Annotated in this window: 16 protein-coding genes; 13 read left to right on the top strand and 3 right to left on the bottom strand. The window is 68.8% G+C overall.

Annotation, left to right across the window (positions count from 1 at the left end):
* The first annotated feature begins 109 nt into the window (after positions 1–109).
* The 8 genes from ACFWY5_RS21495 to ACFWY5_RS21460 are packed head-to-tail and all read left to right on the top strand — an operon-like array spanning position 110 to position 10193.
* Positions 110–1483 carry an extracellular solute-binding protein gene (locus tag ACFWY5_RS21495; RefSeq protein ID WP_379620415.1) on the top strand — a complete coding sequence of 458 codons (1374 nt, stop codon included), beginning with the start codon at positions 110–112 and terminating at the stop codon, positions 1481–1483.
* Positions 1458–2384: a carbohydrate ABC transporter permease gene (locus ACFWY5_RS21490; protein ID WP_379620417.1), complete on the top strand. Its 927-nt coding sequence runs from the start codon at positions 1458–1460 to the stop codon at positions 2382–2384. The genes ACFWY5_RS21495 and ACFWY5_RS21490 overlap by 26 nt, the downstream gene beginning before the upstream one ends.
* Positions 2381–3205, top strand: coding sequence for a carbohydrate ABC transporter permease (locus ACFWY5_RS21485; RefSeq protein WP_379620419.1), 825 nt, complete (start codon positions 2381–2383; stop codon positions 3203–3205). Before ACFWY5_RS21490 ends, ACFWY5_RS21485 begins: the two co-directional genes overlap by 4 nt.
* A complete protein-coding gene (locus tag ACFWY5_RS21480; protein WP_379620421.1) occupies positions 3205–4296 on the top strand; it encodes an ABC transporter ATP-binding protein in 1092 nt (363 codons plus the stop codon). Before ACFWY5_RS21485 ends, ACFWY5_RS21480 begins: the two co-directional genes overlap by 1 nt.
* Positions 4293–5492 (top strand): CehA/McbA family metallohydrolase, encoded by a 1200-nt coding sequence (locus ACFWY5_RS21475; RefSeq protein WP_379620423.1) that lies wholly within the window; start codon positions 4293–4295, stop codon positions 5490–5492. The genes ACFWY5_RS21480 and ACFWY5_RS21475 overlap by 4 nt, the downstream gene beginning before the upstream one ends.
* Before the next feature lie 16 nt (positions 5493–5508).
* Positions 5509–6408, top strand: a complete 900-nt coding sequence (locus tag ACFWY5_RS21470) for a sugar phosphate isomerase/epimerase family protein (RefSeq protein ID WP_379633824.1) — start codon at positions 5509–5511, stop codon at positions 6406–6408.
* 25 nt (positions 6409–6433) lie between these two features.
* On the top strand, positions 6434–7516 hold the full coding sequence (locus ACFWY5_RS21465) for a Gfo/Idh/MocA family protein (protein WP_379620427.1): 1083 nt from the start codon (positions 6434–6436) through the stop codon (positions 7514–7516).
* Positions 7506–10193: an alpha-mannosidase gene (locus ACFWY5_RS21460; protein WP_379633823.1), complete on the top strand. Its 2688-nt coding sequence runs from the start codon at positions 7506–7508 to the stop codon at positions 10191–10193. Before ACFWY5_RS21465 ends, ACFWY5_RS21460 begins: the two co-directional genes overlap by 11 nt.
* A gap of 53 nt (positions 10194–10246) precedes the next feature.
* Here the strand turns inward: ACFWY5_RS21460 and ACFWY5_RS21455 are convergent, their stop codons facing one another.
* The 3 genes from ACFWY5_RS21455 to ACFWY5_RS21445 all read right to left on the bottom strand — a co-directional run bounded on the left by ACFWY5_RS21455 (position 10247) and on the right by ACFWY5_RS21445 (position 11897).
* Positions 10247–10501, bottom strand: a complete 255-nt coding sequence (locus ACFWY5_RS21455; protein WP_379633821.1) for a hypothetical protein — start codon at positions 10499–10501, stop codon at positions 10247–10249.
* The gene (locus ACFWY5_RS21450) at positions 10501–11319 is read right to left on the bottom strand and encodes a hypothetical protein (RefSeq protein ID WP_379633819.1); all 819 of its coding nucleotides are present in this window, start codon (positions 11317–11319) and stop codon (positions 10501–10503) included. Before ACFWY5_RS21450 ends, ACFWY5_RS21455 begins: the two co-directional genes overlap by 1 nt.
* An 83-nt stretch (positions 11320–11402) precedes the next feature.
* Entirely contained in the window at positions 11403–11897 is a 495-nt protein-coding gene (locus ACFWY5_RS21445) for an Lrp/AsnC family transcriptional regulator (RefSeq protein WP_379620435.1), read from the bottom strand.
* 203 nt (positions 11898–12100) lie between these two features.
* On the opposite strand from ACFWY5_RS21445, the gene ACFWY5_RS21440 reads away from it, so the two are divergent.
* The 5 genes from ACFWY5_RS21440 to ACFWY5_RS21420 are packed head-to-tail and all read left to right on the top strand — an operon-like array spanning position 12101 to position 17473.
* A complete protein-coding gene (locus tag ACFWY5_RS21440) occupies positions 12101–13534 on the top strand; it encodes a gamma-aminobutyraldehyde dehydrogenase (protein WP_379620437.1) in 1434 nt (477 codons plus the stop codon).
* Positions 13535–14593, top strand: coding sequence for an ABC transporter ATP-binding protein (locus ACFWY5_RS21435; RefSeq protein ID WP_379620439.1), 1059 nt, complete (start codon positions 13535–13537; stop codon positions 14591–14593).
* Between the two features lie 5 nt (positions 14594–14598).
* The gene (locus ACFWY5_RS21430) at positions 14599–15828 is read left to right on the top strand and encodes a PotD/PotF family extracellular solute-binding protein (protein WP_379620441.1); all 1230 of its coding nucleotides are present in this window, start codon (positions 14599–14601) and stop codon (positions 15826–15828) included.
* 2 nt (positions 15829–15830) lie between these two features.
* A complete protein-coding gene (locus tag ACFWY5_RS21425; protein ID WP_379620443.1) occupies positions 15831–16688 on the top strand; it encodes an ABC transporter permease in 858 nt (285 codons plus the stop codon).
* Entirely contained in the window at positions 16685–17473 is a 789-nt protein-coding gene (locus ACFWY5_RS21420; protein ID WP_379633816.1) for an ABC transporter permease, read from the top strand. The genes ACFWY5_RS21425 and ACFWY5_RS21420 overlap by 4 nt, the downstream gene beginning before the upstream one ends.
* The last annotated feature ends 2 nt before the right edge of the window (positions 17474–17475 follow it).

The raw sequence follows: 17475 nt of genomic DNA, 5'->3' as shown, positions 1-17475 counted from the left end.
GGACCTAGCATGGCATATTGTCATGACATTCTGATGTCCGCTATGTTGCAAATTACGTCCTGCCCGAAACCCGCATATACCCCCTTTTAGGACGTTCTGGAGGGTTCGCATGAGATTGCGAAAAATCTCGGCTGTCGCCGTCCTGGCCCTGTCGGCCGCCGCCTGCGGCCAGTCGTCCGGCGGCGGCGGTGACACCATCGAGCTGACGATCACCCAGAACGCGATCGCCGGCGGCAAGAACGCCAAGGGCGCCGAGTACATCGCGAAGTGGGTCATCCCCCAGTTCGAGGCGGCCCAGAAGGCGAAAGGGAAGGACGTCAAGGTCAAGTTCATCCCGAGCGGCGTCGACGACGAGCAGTACAAGACCAAGCTCTCCCTGGACCTGAAGTCCGGCAAGGGGGCGGACGTCTTCGACATCGACGGCATCTGGATGGGCGAGTTCGCCGAGGCCGGCTACATCAAGCCGCTGGCCGAGGTGGCGGGCCCCGAGACGGAGTCCTGGGAGGGCTGGAGCCAGATCCCCGAAGCGGTCCAGGGCCTGGCCACCTTCAGCGGCAAGAAGCACGCGCTGCCCGTCGGCACCGACGGCCGCGTCCTCTACTTCAACAAGACGCTCATGACCAAGGCGGGCCTGCCCGCCGACTGGCAGCCGAAGAGCTGGCAGGAGATCCTCGACGCCGGCGCCAAGCTCAAGTCCGCCGGCGTGCCCGTGCCGATCCAGATCAACGCCGGCACCGCGATGGGCGAGGCCACCTCCATGCAGGGCGTGCTCCCGCTGCTGGCCGGCGCCGGCGGCGAGGTGCAGAAGGACGGCAAGTGGACCGGCGCCGCCCAGCCGCTCAAGGACGCGCTCGGCCTCTACCAGAAGATCTACTCGCAGGGCCTGGGTGACCCCAAGCTCCAGCAGGAGGCCAAGGGCCGCGACAAGTCCTTCGCCCAGTTCGCCGAAGGCAAGATCGGCATCCTGATGGAGGGCGACTACTTCTGGCGCGGCGTCGTCAACCCCACCGACGGCGTGGCCAAGATGGCCGACCGCGACCAGACCGTCGGCTACGCGAAGATCCCCGCGATGGAGGCCGGCAAGGGCCTGCGCGGCCAGGACTTCGTCAGCATGTCCGGCGGCGCGCTGCGCACGCTCAACCCCAACAGCAAGCACCCCAAGGAAGCCTTCGAACTGCTCGCCTTCACGCTCTCCGCCGAGGGCCTGAAGGAGGAGACCAAGAACGGCAACGTGCGCATCACCCCGCGCACCGACGTCAACAAGGAGATCCTGACCGGCGACCCGCTGCTGGCCTACATCTCCGAGGAAGTGCTCCCGCTGACCGCCTACCGCCCGCCGGTCGCGCTCTACCCGCAGGTCTCCACGGCCCTGCAGGAGGCCACGGCCGCCGTGGTGAGCGGGAAGACACCGGACGAGGCCGCCGCGGAGTACCAGAAGAAGCTCGAAGGAATAGCCGGTGGCGCTGGCAACATCGCCTCCTGAGGCCCCGGCGCCCCCGGACAGGAAGACCTACAGCTCTGACGCGGCCGGTCTCGGCCGCGTCAGGGCGTCGGTCTTCGCCGCGCCCGCGCTGCTGCTCATCGCGGTCTTCCTGGTCTTTCCCGCGCTCTGGGTGCTCTACCTCAGCATCACCAACTACCGCCTCAGCGGCGTGCAGGCCCGCGACCCGCAGGTCGTCGGCCTCGACAACTTCTTCAACGCGCTGGCCAGCGGCAAGTTCTGGAACTCCACCTGGCTGACCGTGGAGTTCGTGCTCGGCTCCGCGGTCATCGGGCAGGTCGTGCTCGGCTTCACCATCGCGTGGCTGATGCGCGACCGGACCGGCCCGCTCAAGCGCCTGGTCGAGGGCCTGGTCATCCTCGCCTGGATCCTGCCCAGCGCCGTGGTGTCGTTCCTGTGGGTGGCGCTGCTCGACCGCGACGGCGGCACCCTGAACCTCCTCCTCGGCATCCCCGGCTTCGCCTGGCTGCTCGACTACCCGATGCTGTCGATCATCATCTTCAACACCTGGCGCGGCACCGCGTTCTCGATGATGTTGTACGGCGCCGCCCTCGGCAACGTGCCGCCCTCGCACCTGGAAAGCGCCCGCCTGGCCGGAGCCTCCGGCTGGCAGCAGTTGCGCGACGTCGTCTTCCCGCACATCCGCGGCCACATCCTGACCAACCTGCTGCTGATCAGCCTGTGGACGTTCAACGACTTCACTCCGTTCATGCTCACCGCAGGAGGGCCGGACGGGAAGACCGAGATCCTCGCCGTCTACGTCTACAAGGAGGCCCTGATCGGCGGGAACCTCGGAGTCGGCGCGGCCATCTCCGCGATCATCCTGCTGATCAACCTCGTGGTCGCCGTGTTCTACCTGCGGCTGCTCAGGAGGAAGTCATGAGCCCGCGGCGCGTACTCGGCCGGATCGGCTTCTACACGCTGATCGCCGTGGTGCTGGCCTTCTTCAGCGTGCCGCTGCTGTGGCTGGCCACGGCCCCGTTCACCAGCGACCCGACCTACGAGGTGTCGCTGCCCGACTTCACGCTCGCCAACTTCCGGGCGATCCTGGAGCATCCGTACGCGCTCGGGTCGCTCTACAACTCGCTGATCCTGGCCGTCGGCACCGCGTTGCTGGTCGTGGTGTTCGCGGCGCTGGCCGCGTACGCGCTGAGCCGGGTGCGCATCCCCGGCCGCGACGGGCTCCTCTACGCGCTCCTGCTGCTGTCGTCGATCATCACCGGCACCGCGGCGATGGTGCCGATCTACCAGCTCGCGGTCGAGCTGAACCTCATCGACACCCACCTCGGCGTCATCCTCATCCTCACCGGCGGCCTGCTGCCCGCGGCGATCTTCATGCTCAAGGACTTCATGGACACCACGCCCAAGTCCTACGAGGAGTCGGCGCGTGTCTTCGGCGCCTCGCCGCTGCAGATCGTGCGGCACGTGGTGGTCCCGCTGGTACGGCCGGGCCTCGCGACCATCGCCGTGTGGGCGATCGCCAACGTGTGGGGCAACTTCCTCATGCCGTACCTGCTGTTCAGCAGTGACCCGGAGAACCAGCCGGCCGCGGTGATCATCTATACGCTCTACACCGAGGGCGGCCAGGCCAACCTGCAGTTGCTGTCGACCTTCGGCCTCCTCTACTCGGTGCCGGTGGTGCTCATGTACCTGTTCGTCAGCAAGAAGTACGGCTTCCGCTTCCACGGAGGGATCAAGCGCTGATGTCGGCCATCGAACTGCGCGGCCTCACCAAGGTCTACCCCGGCGGCGTCCGGGCGCTCGACGCCCTCGACCTGGTCATCCCCGACGGCGAGTTCTTCGCCCTGCTGGGCCCGTCCGGCTGCGGCAAGACCACGCTGCTGCGCACCATCGCCGGGCTGGAGACCGCCACCTCCGGCGCGGTCGTCCTCGGCGAGCGCGACGTGACCAACATCCAGCCGGGCGCCCGCGACCTGGCGATGGTCTTCCAGGACTACGCGCTCTTTCCGCACATGGACGTCACCGACAACATCGCCTACCCGCTGCGCATCAAGAAGGTCGCCAAGGCCGCGCGCGGCGACAAGGCCCGCGAGGTCGGCGAACGGCTGGGCCTGGCCCAGCTCATGGACCGGCGCCCCGGCCAGTTGTCCGGCGGCCAGCAGCAGCGCGTGGCCCTGGCCCGCGTGATGGCCACGCAGGCGCGGGCGTTCCTCTTCGACGAGCCGCTGTCCAACCTCGACGCGCGGCTGCGGCTGGAGGCGCGCACGTTCCTCAAGCGGCTGCAGCGCGAACTCGGCGTCACCACCGTCTTCGTCACCCACGACCAGGCCGAGGCCCTGGCGATGGCCGACCGGATGGCGGTCATGGAGGCCGGGCACATCCGCCAGGTCGGCACGCCGGCCGAGGTGTTCCAGCGGCCGGCCAACACCTTCGTCGCCTCGTTCATCGGCTCCACGCCGATGAACCTGCTTGACGCCGTCGTACGGGGCGACAGTCTGGAGGTGTCCGGATGCAAGGTGGCCGTCCCCGAGTCGGCCGCCGGCCTGCTCACCGACGGGGAGAAGATCGTGTACGGCGTGCGTCCCGAGTACATGTCCTACTCCGCCGAGCCCGCGGACGGCGCGCTGGGCGGGAAGGTGTCGATCGTGGAGAACCTGGGCGCGTCCCACCTGGTGACGCTCGAGGTCGGAGCGGCCTCGGTGCAGGCGGTGGTGCCGGAGGGCCGCGAGCCCGTGCCGGGCGACGACGGCTACGCGCTGCCCCGGGCCGACCGCGCGCTGGCCTACCGCGACGGCGACCTGGTGGCGGCCGGACGCGGGGGTGCCGGAGCGTGAGCGTGATCCGAGGGCACTGGTCGCTGGACGACCGGCTGGAGCGCATCCTGCGCGAGGTGCCGTTCGAGGTGCCGGCGGGGGCGCGGTCGGTGACCGTGCGGCTGTCCTACGACCGCGCCCAGGGCGTGATCGACCTGGGCTGCGGCGGGCCGTCGGGCTTTCGCGGCTGGTCGGGCGGCGCCCGTGACGAGTACACGATCACGACCGAGTGGGCGACGCCCGGCTACCTGCCCGAGGCCTCGGGAGCCGGCCTGGAGGCGGGGATCTGGCAGGTGTGGCTCCGTCTGCACCGCATCCCGCCCGAGGGCCTGGACTACACGCTGGAGATTGAAACCTCCCCCCAGATCCCGAAATTTCCGGACACCCCGGAGCCGGAGATCGGCGCTCGCCCCCCTCGGCGCGACATCCCGGATATTTCGGGAATGCGGTGGTATGCGGGCGACTTCCACGCCCACACCGTCCACAGCGACGGCACCCTGACCATCCCCGAACTGGCCGAGCTGGCCGCCTCCCGCGGCCTGGACTTCCTGGCCGTCACCGACCACAACACCGTCAGCCACCATCCCTGGCTGGCCAAGACGGACCGGGGCATCACACTCATCCCCGGCCAGGAGGTCACCACCGACCGCGGCCACGCCAACGTCTTCGGCGACGTCGGCTGGGTCGACTTCCGCGAGCCCGCCGACTCCTGGGCCGAGCACGCGATCGAACGCGGCGGCCTGATGTCGGTCAACCATCCGCTCGGCGGCGACTGCGCCTGGCTGCTGCCCATCGAGCGGCGCCCACGGGTGGCGGAGGTGTGGAGCTCCGGCTGGTGGGATCGCCGGTGGGGCGCCCCGCTGGCCTGGGCCGACGCCTGGCGGGACGACGTGATCGCGATCGGCGGCAGCGACTTCCACCGCCACGGCAGCGACGGCCTGCCCGGCGCGCCCACCACGTGGGTGCTGGCCGAGGACCCGAGCCTGATCCTCGACGCCGTGGCCGCCGGGCGCACCGCCGTCTCGGCGGGCCCGGACGCGCCCCTGCTGCTGCGGCTCGGCGACGAACTGCTCGCGCTCGGCGCCGACGGCCTGGTCCTGGTCCGCCCCGACGGGCGCCGCCAGGTGATCAGGGGCGAGCGCGTGCTGGTCCCCGGTACGGCGGGGCAGCACCGCCTGGAGACCTACGAGAACGAAGTGATGGCTCTATGTGCGTGACGGGAGAGAGGCACTCATGCGCGTGACACGGATCGCCAACGCCCCCGTGAGCTTCGGGGTGTTCGAGCTGAGCGACGGGCCCGCGCCCCTGAGCGCCGACGCGATGGTCGCGGCGCTGGCCGAGGCCGGATACCAGGGCATCGACCTGGGGCCGATCGGGTTCCTCGGGACCGGCGGGGAGTTCGCCCGGCGGCTGTCGGCGGCCGGGTTCCTGCTGGCCGGCGGGTGGGCGGACCTGCGCTACGGTGACGCCGATGGGTTCGCCGCCGGGCTGCCCACGCTGGATGCCACGCTCGACGTCTTCGACGCGGCGCCGCCGTACGAGGAAGGCTTCGCGCCGCGACCGACGCTCGGCGAGTCCGGATCGCCCGCGCGCTTCGCCCGGCCCGGCGGGAACGCGCCCGGGCTGGAGGCGGGCGAGTGGGCCGGGTACGCCAAGCGTGTGCAGGAGGCGGTCGACCGCTGCCGGGCCCGCGGCTACGAGCCGGTCTTCCACCACCACCTCGGCACCAACGTGGAGACGACCGGCGAGATCGAACGCCTGCTTGAGCTCACCGACGCCCAGCTCTGCCTCGACACCGGGCACCTGCTGCTGGCCGGCGGCGATCCGGTGAAGGCGCTGCGCGACTGGCGCGGCCGGATCGGGCAGGTGCACGTCAAGGACGGCGATCCGGCCATCCTGGCCGCGGCGCTGGACGACGGCGCCGACCTGCGGGAGATCATGGGCCGCGGCGGGTTCAGCGCGCTGGGCCGGGGCGTCCTCGACCTGCCCGGCGTCGTGCGGGCGCTGGACGAGATCGGCTACCGGGGCTGGATCGTCGTCGAGCAGGACACCCTGCCCGGCCGCCGCCCGATCGCCGACGTCATCGCCGACCAGGCCGCGAACCTGGCGAAGCTGAAGGACCTCGGGCTGTGAGCCAGAGGGGGAGGGGGAGCCGACGATGAGCACGAGGCTCGCACTGGTGGGGTGCGGGGCGGTCACCCAGGCCGTCTATGTGCCGCTGCTGTCGAGGCGGCGGGAGTTGTTCGAGGTCACGGCGGTCTGCGACCTGTCGCGGACGCTCGCCGACGCGGTCGGCGACCGGCTCGGGGTGACGCGCCGTCACACCTCGCTGGCCGGCATGCTGGCCGAAGGCGGGTTCGACGCCGTCGTCATGCTCGCCTCCGGCTCCCACGGCGAGCCGGTACGGCAGGCGCTCGCCGCCGGTTACGCCGTGTTGTGCGAGAAGCCGCTGGCGCTGACCGAGGCCGAGGTCGCGGCGCTGCCCGAGGGCAGGCTGATGGTCGGCTACATGAAGCAGTACGACCCGGCGGTGCGCAGGGCCGAGGAGATCCTGGCGGAGCTGGGCGGGCCGGGCGTGATCCGCTCGGTCGAGGTGACCGTGCTGCACCCGAGCGGGGAGTCGCAGCTCGCCTTCGCCAACCTGGCGCACGCGCGGGACGTGGACGTCGAGCCGCTGCGGGCGGCCGAGAACACGATCCTGGACCGGGCGCTGGGCGAGCGGGCCACGGCGGAGCTGCGGTCGGTCTACAGCGTGGCGCTGGGCTCGATCTGCCATGATCTGTCGCTGTTGCGGCGCTTCACCGGCTCGCCGGTCGCCGTGGATCATGTCGAGCACTGGGGTGGTTCGCCCGGCTCAATCGAGATTTCTGGGCCTTTGCCGGTCGCCGGGCGATATTCCATTCGATGGCATTACCTGGAGGATTATCCGGCCTACCGGGAGACCGTCGCCATCCACCACACCAAGGGCACGCTGGAGCTGGCCTTCCCCGCCCCGTACCTGATGAACGCGCCCACCGTGCTGACCGTCGTCTCCGGGGCCGAGAGCCGCAACGAGTACCGGGACGTGACCGAGGCGTTCGAGACACAGTTGCTCGCCTTCCACGCGTTCGTGACCTCCGGCAAGCCGCCGCTCACCGACGCCGCCGGGGCGCTGGAGGACATCGTCACCGCCCAGCGGATCGCGGCACGCTACGCCGTACAGCATGACCTTGTCCTGGGGGGAGAAGCCCGTGAGCGTTGAGATCGTGCTGGTTCCGCACACGCACTGGGACCGGGAGTGGTACGAGCCGTTCCAGCGTTTCCGGCTGCGGCTGGTGGCGCTGCTCGACGAAGTGATCGAGACCATGGAACGCGAGCCCGGCTACCACTTCACCCTCGACGGGCAGCTGGCCTGCGTGGACGACTACCTGGAGGTACGGCCGGAGAACCGCGAGCGCCTGGCCGCGCTGGTGCGCTCCGGGCGGCTGGCCGTGGGGCCGTGGCAGATCTTGCTGGACGAGTTCCTGTGCTCGGGCGAGAACATCGTGCGCAACCTGGAGCTCGGGCTCTCCCGCGCCGACAAGCTCGGCGGGGCGATGGAGGTCGGCTACCTGCCGGACATGTTCGGGCACGCCGCCCAGATGCCGCAGATCCTTCGGCGGGCGGGGCTGGAACACGCCTGCGTCTACCGCGGTGTGCCGTCGAAGGTGGTCACCGACGCCTTCGCCTGGGTCGCGCCCGACGGCAGCGCCGTCCGCACGCAGTACCTGCCCGAGGGCGGCTACGGCAACGGCGTCGACCTGATCCACGGCGCCGGGAAGCTTGAGGAGCGCGCGGCCGCCTTCGCCCGGCGGATGCGCCCGTGGCACGGACCCGAGGGCCCGCTGCTGGCCATGTACGGCACCGACCATTCCGCCCCGGTCGCCGGGCTGCCGGAACTGGTCGCGTCGATGGGCTCCCGCATGGACACCCTGTCCGGATACATCGAGGCCTTCGACCCGTCCGTCCACGGCCTGCCCCGCGTCGAAGGCGAGCTGCGCTCGCACGCGCGCGCCAACATCCTGCCCGGCGTCATCTCCGTGCGCGCCCACGTCAAGCAGGCCATGGGCCGCGCCGAACGCATGGTCGAGCGCTACGCCGAACCGCTGGCCGCCCTCTGGGGCGAGGACTGGCCGGGCCGCTTCCTCGACATGGCCTGGTGGCGCCTGGTCGACGCCAGCGGCCACGACTCCGTCACCGGCTGCGGCGTCGACGAGACCGCCCAGCAGGTCGCCGCCCGCATCGCCGAGGCCGAACACCTCGGCCAGGCCGTGCGCGACATGGTCACCAGCCGCCTGTCCGCCGCCGTCCCGTCCGACGGCGTACTCGTCGTCAACCCCACTCCCGCGGTACGGCGCGGCGTCGTCCTGACCCAGGTCGCCGGCCAGGACCCGCTCGCCGGACCCGGCGGGCCCCTCCACACCCAGACCCTCGAATACGAGCCCACCCTGCTGCTCGACGAGGAGATGGACCCCGAGCTGGCCTTCTCCTTCATCCACGGCCCCGAGCTCTACGGCCAGCACATCACCGGCTGGAACGTCGAGGACGGCGTCCTGACCTTCACCGTCGCCCGGCACAGCGACGAGGCCTTCGACACCGCCGACATCGCCGCCGCGGCCGCCGGGGTCACCCGGGTACGCATCCTGGCCGAGCCCCGCCGTACCGTCGCCGCGCTGGTCGAGGTGCCCGCGCTGGGCCACACCAGCCTGCGTCCCGTTTCGTGGGAGCCCGGCCTGGCCCCGGCAGGCGGCATCGCCCCCGCCCGCGCGGAAGGGCAGGTCCTGGACAACGGCCTGCTCAAGGTCGAGGTCGCCGCCGACGGCACCCTCACCCTGACCGGCCCCGACGGCGTGACCGTCACCGGCGCCGGACGCGTCGTGGACGGCGGCGACGCCGGTGACACCTACAACTACGCGCCGCCGGCCGGTGACCGCCTGGTGTCGGAGCCGGTCGTGGTCGAGGTCTCCCCGGTGTGGTCGGGACCGCTGGTGGCCGCCTTCGACATCCGCCGCACGTACCTGTGGCCCGCCACCGAGTCAGAACCCATGACCGGCGCCGACCACGCCCGCGTCCCCCAGCTCGCCGCCCCCGACCCCGGCCGCGGCACCACCACGGTCGAAACGGTCGTGGAGACGCGAGTCGAACTGCGGGCCGGTGAGCCGTTCGTCCGGCTCCGCGTGGAGTTCGACAACCGGGTCAACGACCACCGGGTCCGCTTGCACATCCCGTTGCCGGTGGCGGCGACCTCGTCGTACGCGGAGGGTCAGTTCGCCGTCGTCGAACGCGGCCCGAGCCCGGAAGGCGGCTGCGGCGAAACCCCGCTGCCCACCTACCCGGCCTCCGCCTGGGTAGCGGCCGGCGGAGTGGCCGCCCTGCTGGAGCACGTCACCGAGTACGAGATCACCGGCCAGGAACTCGCCCTCACCCTCCTGCGCTCGGTCGGCTTCCTCTCCCGCAACCGCAACGCTCTGCGCCCGGAACCCGCCGGCCCCCAGATCCCCACCCCGGCGGCCCAGTCCCGCGGGCTTCGCTCGGTGAGCTTGGCGCTGATGCCGTACAGCGGGGACTGGAGCGAGGTCCCCGCCGCGGCCGAAACCTTCCGCCACGACCTCCTGGCCGTCCCGGGCACCGGCACCGGCGACCTGCCCGAACCCCAGAGCGGCCTGTCGATAACCGGCCCCGGCGTGGCGATGACCTCGCTGCGCCGCCGCGACGACTGGAAGGAACTCCGCGTCGTCAACTACGCGCCAGTGGCCACCACGGCGACCATCGACGGCACCTTCACCGAAGCCCGCCAAGCCGACCTCCGCGGCCGCCCAGGCCCCGGCCTACCGATCATCCCAGGCCACCTCGACCTGCCCCTCGGCCCCTGGGAGATCGCCACAGTGCAGTTCCGCTGACCGAACAGAGCAGCACCGCCCCTTTCGGTGCTTGGGGCGGTGCTGCTGGGTGGTCAGGAAATGAAGAGCTCTCCGCCTGGCGGCAGGGACACGGCGCGCTTCGTCAGGCCGTCCAGGATCTTGACGTCGGTGCACCTTTCGATGATGGCGCGCTGCTCAGCGGTGACACGGATGTCGCGTGCCCGGGTATACCGGATCAGCTCGGCCGCAAGGGCAATGGTCTGTGCTCGGGCTCGCCCTACGGCTTTGCCCAGCTCAAGGATGCTCTCTGCGTACTCGCCTCGGTAGATCTCAGGACTGAGCTCCATCAGGTGAAGAGCTCCTCGGTCGTGGTGACGGAGAGGGCGCGCTCCACCCAGCGGTCGAGTGTCTCGATGTCGGAACAGGCTTGAATGCGAGCCTGCTGTTCGTCGGTGATCGGGATCCCGCGTGCCTTCAGCACCTTGACCACAGCCTTGGCTTCGCCCTTGGCGATGAGGCTCTGGGCGTACTCGCCCTGGTACAGGAATGACGTGGTCGCCATGAGCCGCTCCATTTCCTTCTGTGCGTCGCCGGTCAGGGCAACGGCAACGTATTCAGCATAGCGAGCCGCCGCAGACCGGTCGATGCTGTTCAGGGCTGTGGTGAGGGTGGCCAGGATGGTCTGGATCTCCGGGTCCTGGCCGTGGGTGATGGCCGAGATCGCGGCCAGGCCGATGTTGCCCACCGCCGTGGCGACATCGGTGATGACGGGGGTGTTGCGGGGGCCGATCACCAAAGGAGTGAGGGTCAGTCCGGGGTGTCCGGTGTGGATGGCCTTGCTTGCCCAGCGGGCGGTGGTGTCGCTGGGGCAGATGACGATGAGACAGGCGGGGCAGTGGTAGCGGGCGCGCATGTTGGCTATGTACGCCAGCCACGTTTCGCGTTTGACGGGGTCGCAGGCGAGCTGGACCTCGGTGATGACCGCGAGCCGGTCTTCGTCGCTCCCGTAGAGGACGGCGCCGTCCGCACGGTACTCAGCGGGAACACACTCCGACAGCGAGCAGGTCACCACTTCACCGCTGTCGGAAGGGATCTGGAGGCGGTCGGCGAACAATGCCTCCAGCATGTGGGCGGTATGCCCGGGATCGAGGGTGGCGATACCCACCAAGCCCTCGTGAAGGGGGGTAACCATAGAGTAAAGCTACTGTAAGGATTCAGTCAGCTACTCTGTGTGTACGATATGTCCCCTTACCTGGTACCCCAGGAGTACGTCTGCTTTCGGAGCTTCAGGTAAACGAAGGACTCGGTGGCGCGGACCGCGGGGATGGCGCGGATCTTGCTGAGGATCTCCAGCAGGTGGGAGTCGCCCTCGCAGACCACCTCGACGATCACGTCGAAACTGCCCGCCGTCAGCACCACGTAGTCGATCTCGTCGATCGCCGAAAGCTCGTCGGCGACGAGCTCCAGGTCGCCTTCGCAGTTGACACCGATCATGGCCTGGCGGGGGAAGCCGAGCGTCAGCGGGTCCGTGACCGCGACGATCTGCATCACCCCCGCGTCCTGCAGTCGCTGCACGCGCTGGCGGACCGCGGCCTCGGAAAGCCCCACCGCCTTGCCGATCGCGGCGTACGGCATCCGCCCGTCATTCTGCAGCTGCTCGATGATCTGCTTCGACAGATCGTCGAGCACGACCGACCCGGAAGCGGCGTCGTTGCTTCGGCGTACGCGGGGCGGGGTCGTCATCGCGGGGAATCCTCCTACCAGTCCGGCGTTACGGGTGCATTCCCGCTAGCTTGCCGTCCTGGTGCGACATGCTGTCAGTTCTCCCTGTCCTGTCAAGCGAATTCGTAGCAATTCGGTATCCTTTGCTTCGGAATCCCTTGTCTAGATGCGGTTACTCTGTCAGAGTCGCGGCATCTCAGCCACGTTCACCAGGAGGTCACACGTTGACCAGCCGTCTGCAGAACTTCATCAACAATGAGTTCGTGGACGCCAAGAGCGGCCGATTCTCCGATGTCATCGATCCCTGCACCGGCGAAGCCTATCTTCAGGCTCCGATCTCCGGTCCAGCGGATGTCGATGCCGCCTACGCCGCCGCGGCTGCCGCGTTCGAGTCGTGGGGTCAGACCACGCCGGGAGAGCGGGCCAATCTCCTGCTCAAGGTCGCCGAGGCGATCGAGGCGAGGGCCGATGAGATCAACGAGGCTGAGTGCCTCAACACCGGCAAGCCCCGCGCCCGCATGGCCGAGGACGAGACTCCGGTCGCGGCCGACCACTTCCGGTTCTTCGCCGGTGCGGCCAGGACCCTTGAGGGCCCGACGGCCGGTGAGTTCCTCGCCGAGCACACAAGCGTCATCAGGCACGAGCCGATCGGCGTCATCGGCCAGGTCACGCCCTGGAACTACCCGATGATGATGGCGGTCTGGAAGATCGCCCCGGCGCTGGCCGCCGGAAACACCATCGTGCTCAAGCCGTCGGACACGACGCCCGTATCCACCGTCAAACTCGCCGAGATCATCGGCAGCGTCCTGCCGCCCGGAGTCTTCAACGTCGTCACCGGCGACCGCGAGACCGGCGCGCTGGTCGTGGGCCACCCGACCGCCGCCATGGTGGCGATCACCGGCTCGGTCGGCGCGGGCATGGCCGTCGCCAAGACCGCCGCCGACGACCTCAAGCGGGTCCACCTGGAGCTGGGCGGCAAGGCCCCGGTCGTGGTCTTCGAGGACGTCAAGGACCTCAAGACCGCCGCCGAGTCCATCGCCACCGCCGGGCTCTACAACGCCGGCCAGGACTGCACCGCCGCCTGCCGCGTGCTGGTCCACGAGAGCGTGCACGACGAGTTCGTGGCCGCCCTCACCGCGGCCGCCGCCGGTACGGTCACCGGCGACCTGTCCAACGAGGACGCCCTGTACGGCCCGCTGAACAACGAGAACCAGCTCACCAGGGTCCAGGGCTTCATCGAGCGGGCCCCGTCGCACGCCAAGGTCCTGACCGGCGGGCACCGCGTGGGCGACAAGGGCTACTTCTTCGCTCCGACCATCGTCGACGGCCTCAAGCAGGACGACGAGATGGTGCAGAACGAGGTCTTCGGCCCGGTCATCACGGTCCAGACGTTCACCGACGAGGCGGACGCGCTGGCCAAGGCCAACGACGTGCGCTACGGCCTGTCGGGCTCCGTCTGGACCTCCGACCACGGCCGCGCGATGCGGATGTCGAACAGGCTCGAGTTCGGCGTGGTGTGGGTCAACACGCACATCCCGTTCGTGAGCGAGATGCCGCACGGCGGCTTCAAGCACTCCGGCTACGGCAAGGACCTGTCGGTCTTCGGTCTTCACGACTACACGCGCGTCAAGCACGTCATGCACTACATCGGAGACTAGATGCACGCGATCCAGCTCGATGACGTCGTCAAGGAGTACCAGTCGCACGGCGAGGTCGTCCAGGCTGTGAAGGGCGTCACGCTGGAGATCGCCGAGGGGGAGTTCTTCTCCCTCCTCGGCCCCTCCGGTTGCGGCAAGACCACGACCATGCGCATGATCGCGGGCTTCGAGGAGCCCTCGAAGGGCGTGGTCAAGCTGCTCGGGAAGGACGTCACCAACGTCCCGCCCAACAAGCGCGATGTGAACATGGTCTTCCAGTCCTACGCGCTGTTCCCGCACATGAACGTGTGGGACAACGTGGCCTTCGGGCTCAAGCAGAGGGGCGTCGCCCAGGCCGAGATCCGGCAGCGGGTGACCGAGATGCTGGAGATCGTCGACCTGACCGGCCGCGAGAAGCGCCGCCCGCGGGAGATGTCCGGCGGCCAGCAGCAGCGTGTGGCGCTGGCCAGGGCTCTGGTCAACCGCCCGCGCGCGCTCCTGCTCGACGAACCGCTCGGCGCCCTCGACCTGAAGCTGCGCCAGGCCATGCAGATCGAACTCAAGCGCATCCAGCGCGAGGTCGGCATCACCTTCGTCTACGTCACGCACGACCAGAACGAGGCGCTGACGATGAGCGACCGCATCGCCGTCATGAACGACGGCCTCGTGGAGCAGCTCGCCGGCCCGCGTGAGATCTATGAGCGCCCGGCGACGCAGTTCGTCGCCGGCTTCATCGGCACATCCAACCTTCTCGCTGGTACGGCTGCCGCCGGCGTGCTGCCCATCGGCGGTGGCCGGGTCCTGGTTCCGGGCCAGGACGGCGACGTTTCGGTCACCGTACGCCCGGAGAAGATCACCATCGACACCGCTGAGCCGAACGGCCAGGTCAGCGCGGTGCCGGGCACGGTCGCCGAAGTGGTCTACCTCGGTACCTACAACAGTTACGCCGTGGCCCTCGCCGACGGGGCCGAGGTCACGGTATTCCAGCAGAACGCGCACGACTCCACTACCACGGCCGAGCGGGGTGACTCGGTCTGGCTGTCGTGGCAGCCGCAGCACTCATATGTGATTGGAAGTTGAAGGCCATGGACCCCGTGAACAAGATCGCCCTTCTGCGTGGGATGACGCAGACCCGCACCCGGCGTGAGGCGTTGCGGCTCGCCGGGCTGTCGGCCACCGGGCTGATGCTGGCCGCCTGCGGTGTGCAGGGTCAGAAGCAGGCCCCGGCCAAGCCGGACGCGGTCCAGGACTATTGGGCCAAGCAGAAGAAGACCGGCAAGGTCGTCTTCGCCAACTGGCCCGAGTACATGCCCGAGGACAAGAAGCCGCTGGAGGAGTTCAAGAAGGCGACCGGTATCTCTTACGAGTACAAAGAGGTCATCGACGAGAACGCCTCCTTCTTCGGCAAGGTCGACCCGGTGCTCAGGGCGGGCCAGTCGCTCGGCTACGACATCGTGGTCATGACGAACGGCATCCAGCTCCAGCACATGATCGAGCTGGGCTACGTGGTCCAGCTGGACCAGTCGAAGCTGCCGAACTTCAACGCCAACGCGGGCGCCAAGTACAAGGACCGCGCCTACGATCCGGGCAACGTCTACACCGTGCCCTACACCTCGGGCATCACGGGGATCGCCTACAACACCAAGTACGTCAAGGACGACATCACCAGCATCAACGCGTTGTTCGATCCCAAGTACAAGGGCCGCGTCGGGATGATGCGCGACGCCCAGGAGATCGGCAACTTCGGCATGTTCGCGCTGGGCATCGACCCGGAGAAGTCGACGCAGGCCGACTGGGAGAAGGCCGGCGCCAAGCTCAAGGAGCAGCGCGACGCCGGGCTGGTGCGCAAGTACTACGACCAGGACTACATCGACGCCGTCTCCAAGGGTGACGTGTGGCTGACGATGGCCTGGTCGGGCGATGTGTTCCAGCGCCAGCTCGCGGGTGAGCCGGTCAAGTTCGTGGTGCCGGGGGAGGGCGGCACGATCTGGACCGACAACATGCTCATTCCCAAGGGCGCGGCCAACCCGATCGACGCGATCACGCTGATGGACTGGTTCTACAAGCCGGAGATCGCCGCCGAGCTGGAGGAGTTCATCCAGTTCGTCACCCCGGTCCCCGCGGCGCACGACATCCTCAAGGCGAAGGTGGCGACGCTGCAGGGCAAGGAGAAGACGGATCTGGAGACGCTGGTCAACAGCCCGCTGATCTTCCCGACCGAGGGCGACTACTCCAAGCTGCGCGGTTACACCCAGCTCACCACCAAGACCGAGCAGGTGTTCAACCGCATCTTCCAGACCGTCACCCAGGCCTAGGCATGAAAGGCCGGCTTACCCCCTACCTGCTCGCACTGCCGAGCTGGCTATGGCTAGGGATCTTCCTGGTGGTGCCGCTGGCGGCGATGGCCTCGGTCTCGACGACCACCGGCAACAACATCGACGGCTTCGTCCAGACCTTCGCCTTCTCCAACTACACCGACGCCCTGAGCCGCTACAGCACCCAGCTGGCCCGCTCGTTCGCCTACGGGGCCATGGCCACCGTCGCGATGCTGGTGATCGGCTACCCGGTGGCGTACTTCATCGCCTTCAAGGGCGGTACGCGCAAGTCCACCTACCTGTTCCTGCTCCTGCTGCCGTTCTTCGTCTCGTTCGTGCTGCGCACGATCTCGTGGGGCTTCCTGCTGGCCGACGACGGCATCCTGCTCGGCACGCTGAAGGGCTGGGGGCTGCTGCCCGCCGGTTTCCACGTGCTGGCCACGACCTTCTCGGTGGTGGCGGGGCTGACGTACAACTGGCTGCCGTTCATGATCCTGCCGATCTACGTCGCTCTGGAGCGCGTGGATCCGCGCGTGATCGAGGCGGCCCAGGACCTGTACGCGACCCGCCTGGCCGCCTTCCGCAGGGTGGTACTGCCCCTGTCGCTGCCCGGAGTGTTCGCCGGGGTGCTGATGACGTTCGTGCCCGCCACGGCCGACCCGGTCAACGCCCAGATCCTCGGCGGCACCTCGAACACGATGATCGGCAACGTCATCCAGACCGAGTACCTGACGAACCTGGCCTACCCGTCGGCGTCGGCGCTGTCGTTCACGCTGATGGCGGTGCTGCTGGTGGGCATCTTCATCTACGCCAAGGCGCTGGGCACGGAGAACGTTCTGGAAGCGGCGGCCAACCGATGAGAACGAACCGTCTGGGCGACCGCCTCCTCCACGCCTACACCTGGCTGATCATCGTCTGGCTGTCCGCGCCGATCGCCGTGATGATCCTCTTCGGGTTCAACGACAAGAAGAGCAAGTCCAACACCAGCTGGCAGGGCTTCACGCTGCGCTGGTATCAGGAGCTCTTCTCGATCTCGGACCTGTCCACCGCGCTGATCAACTCGCTGGTGATCGCGGTCGCCAGCACCGTGGTGACCGCGGTCATCGGCACGATGCTGGGCCTCGCGCTCGGCCGCTTCCGGTTCCGTGGCAAGGGCGTCACCAACTTCCTGGTCTTCGTCGCGATCTCGACGCCGGAGCTGGTCATGGGCTCCTCGCTGCTGTCGCTGTTCGTCTCGGCGAACATGCCGCGCGACTCCGTCACGATCATCATCGCGCACGTGCTGTTCTCGCTGTCGTTCGTGACGGTGACCGTACGGGCCAGAGTGGTCACGCTCGACCCCTCGCTTGAGGAAGCGGCCAGGGACCTCGGCGCCACGCCGTGGGGTACCTTCCGGCAGGTGACGCTTCCGGCGATCATGCCGGGTGTCGCGGCGGGGGCGATGCTGGCCTTCGCGCTGTCGGTCGACGACTACGTGGTGACGAGCTTCGTCAACGGCTCGACCATCACGTTCCCGCTGTGGATCGTCGGGTCGGTGAAGACCGGCATCCCGCCGCAGGTTAACGTCATGGGTACGCTGATCTTTGGTGTCGGAGTGCTGATCGCCGTGGCCAACTTCGTCTCGGCTCGGCGGCGCCGTACCTGAGA

Origin of the sequence: Nonomuraea sp. NPDC059007 (assembly GCF_042740555.1) — a bacterium.
Classification (GTDB): domain Bacteria; phylum Actinomycetota; class Actinomycetes; order Streptosporangiales; family Streptosporangiaceae; genus Nonomuraea.
This window is presented reverse-complemented; position numbering and strand designations above follow the sequence as displayed.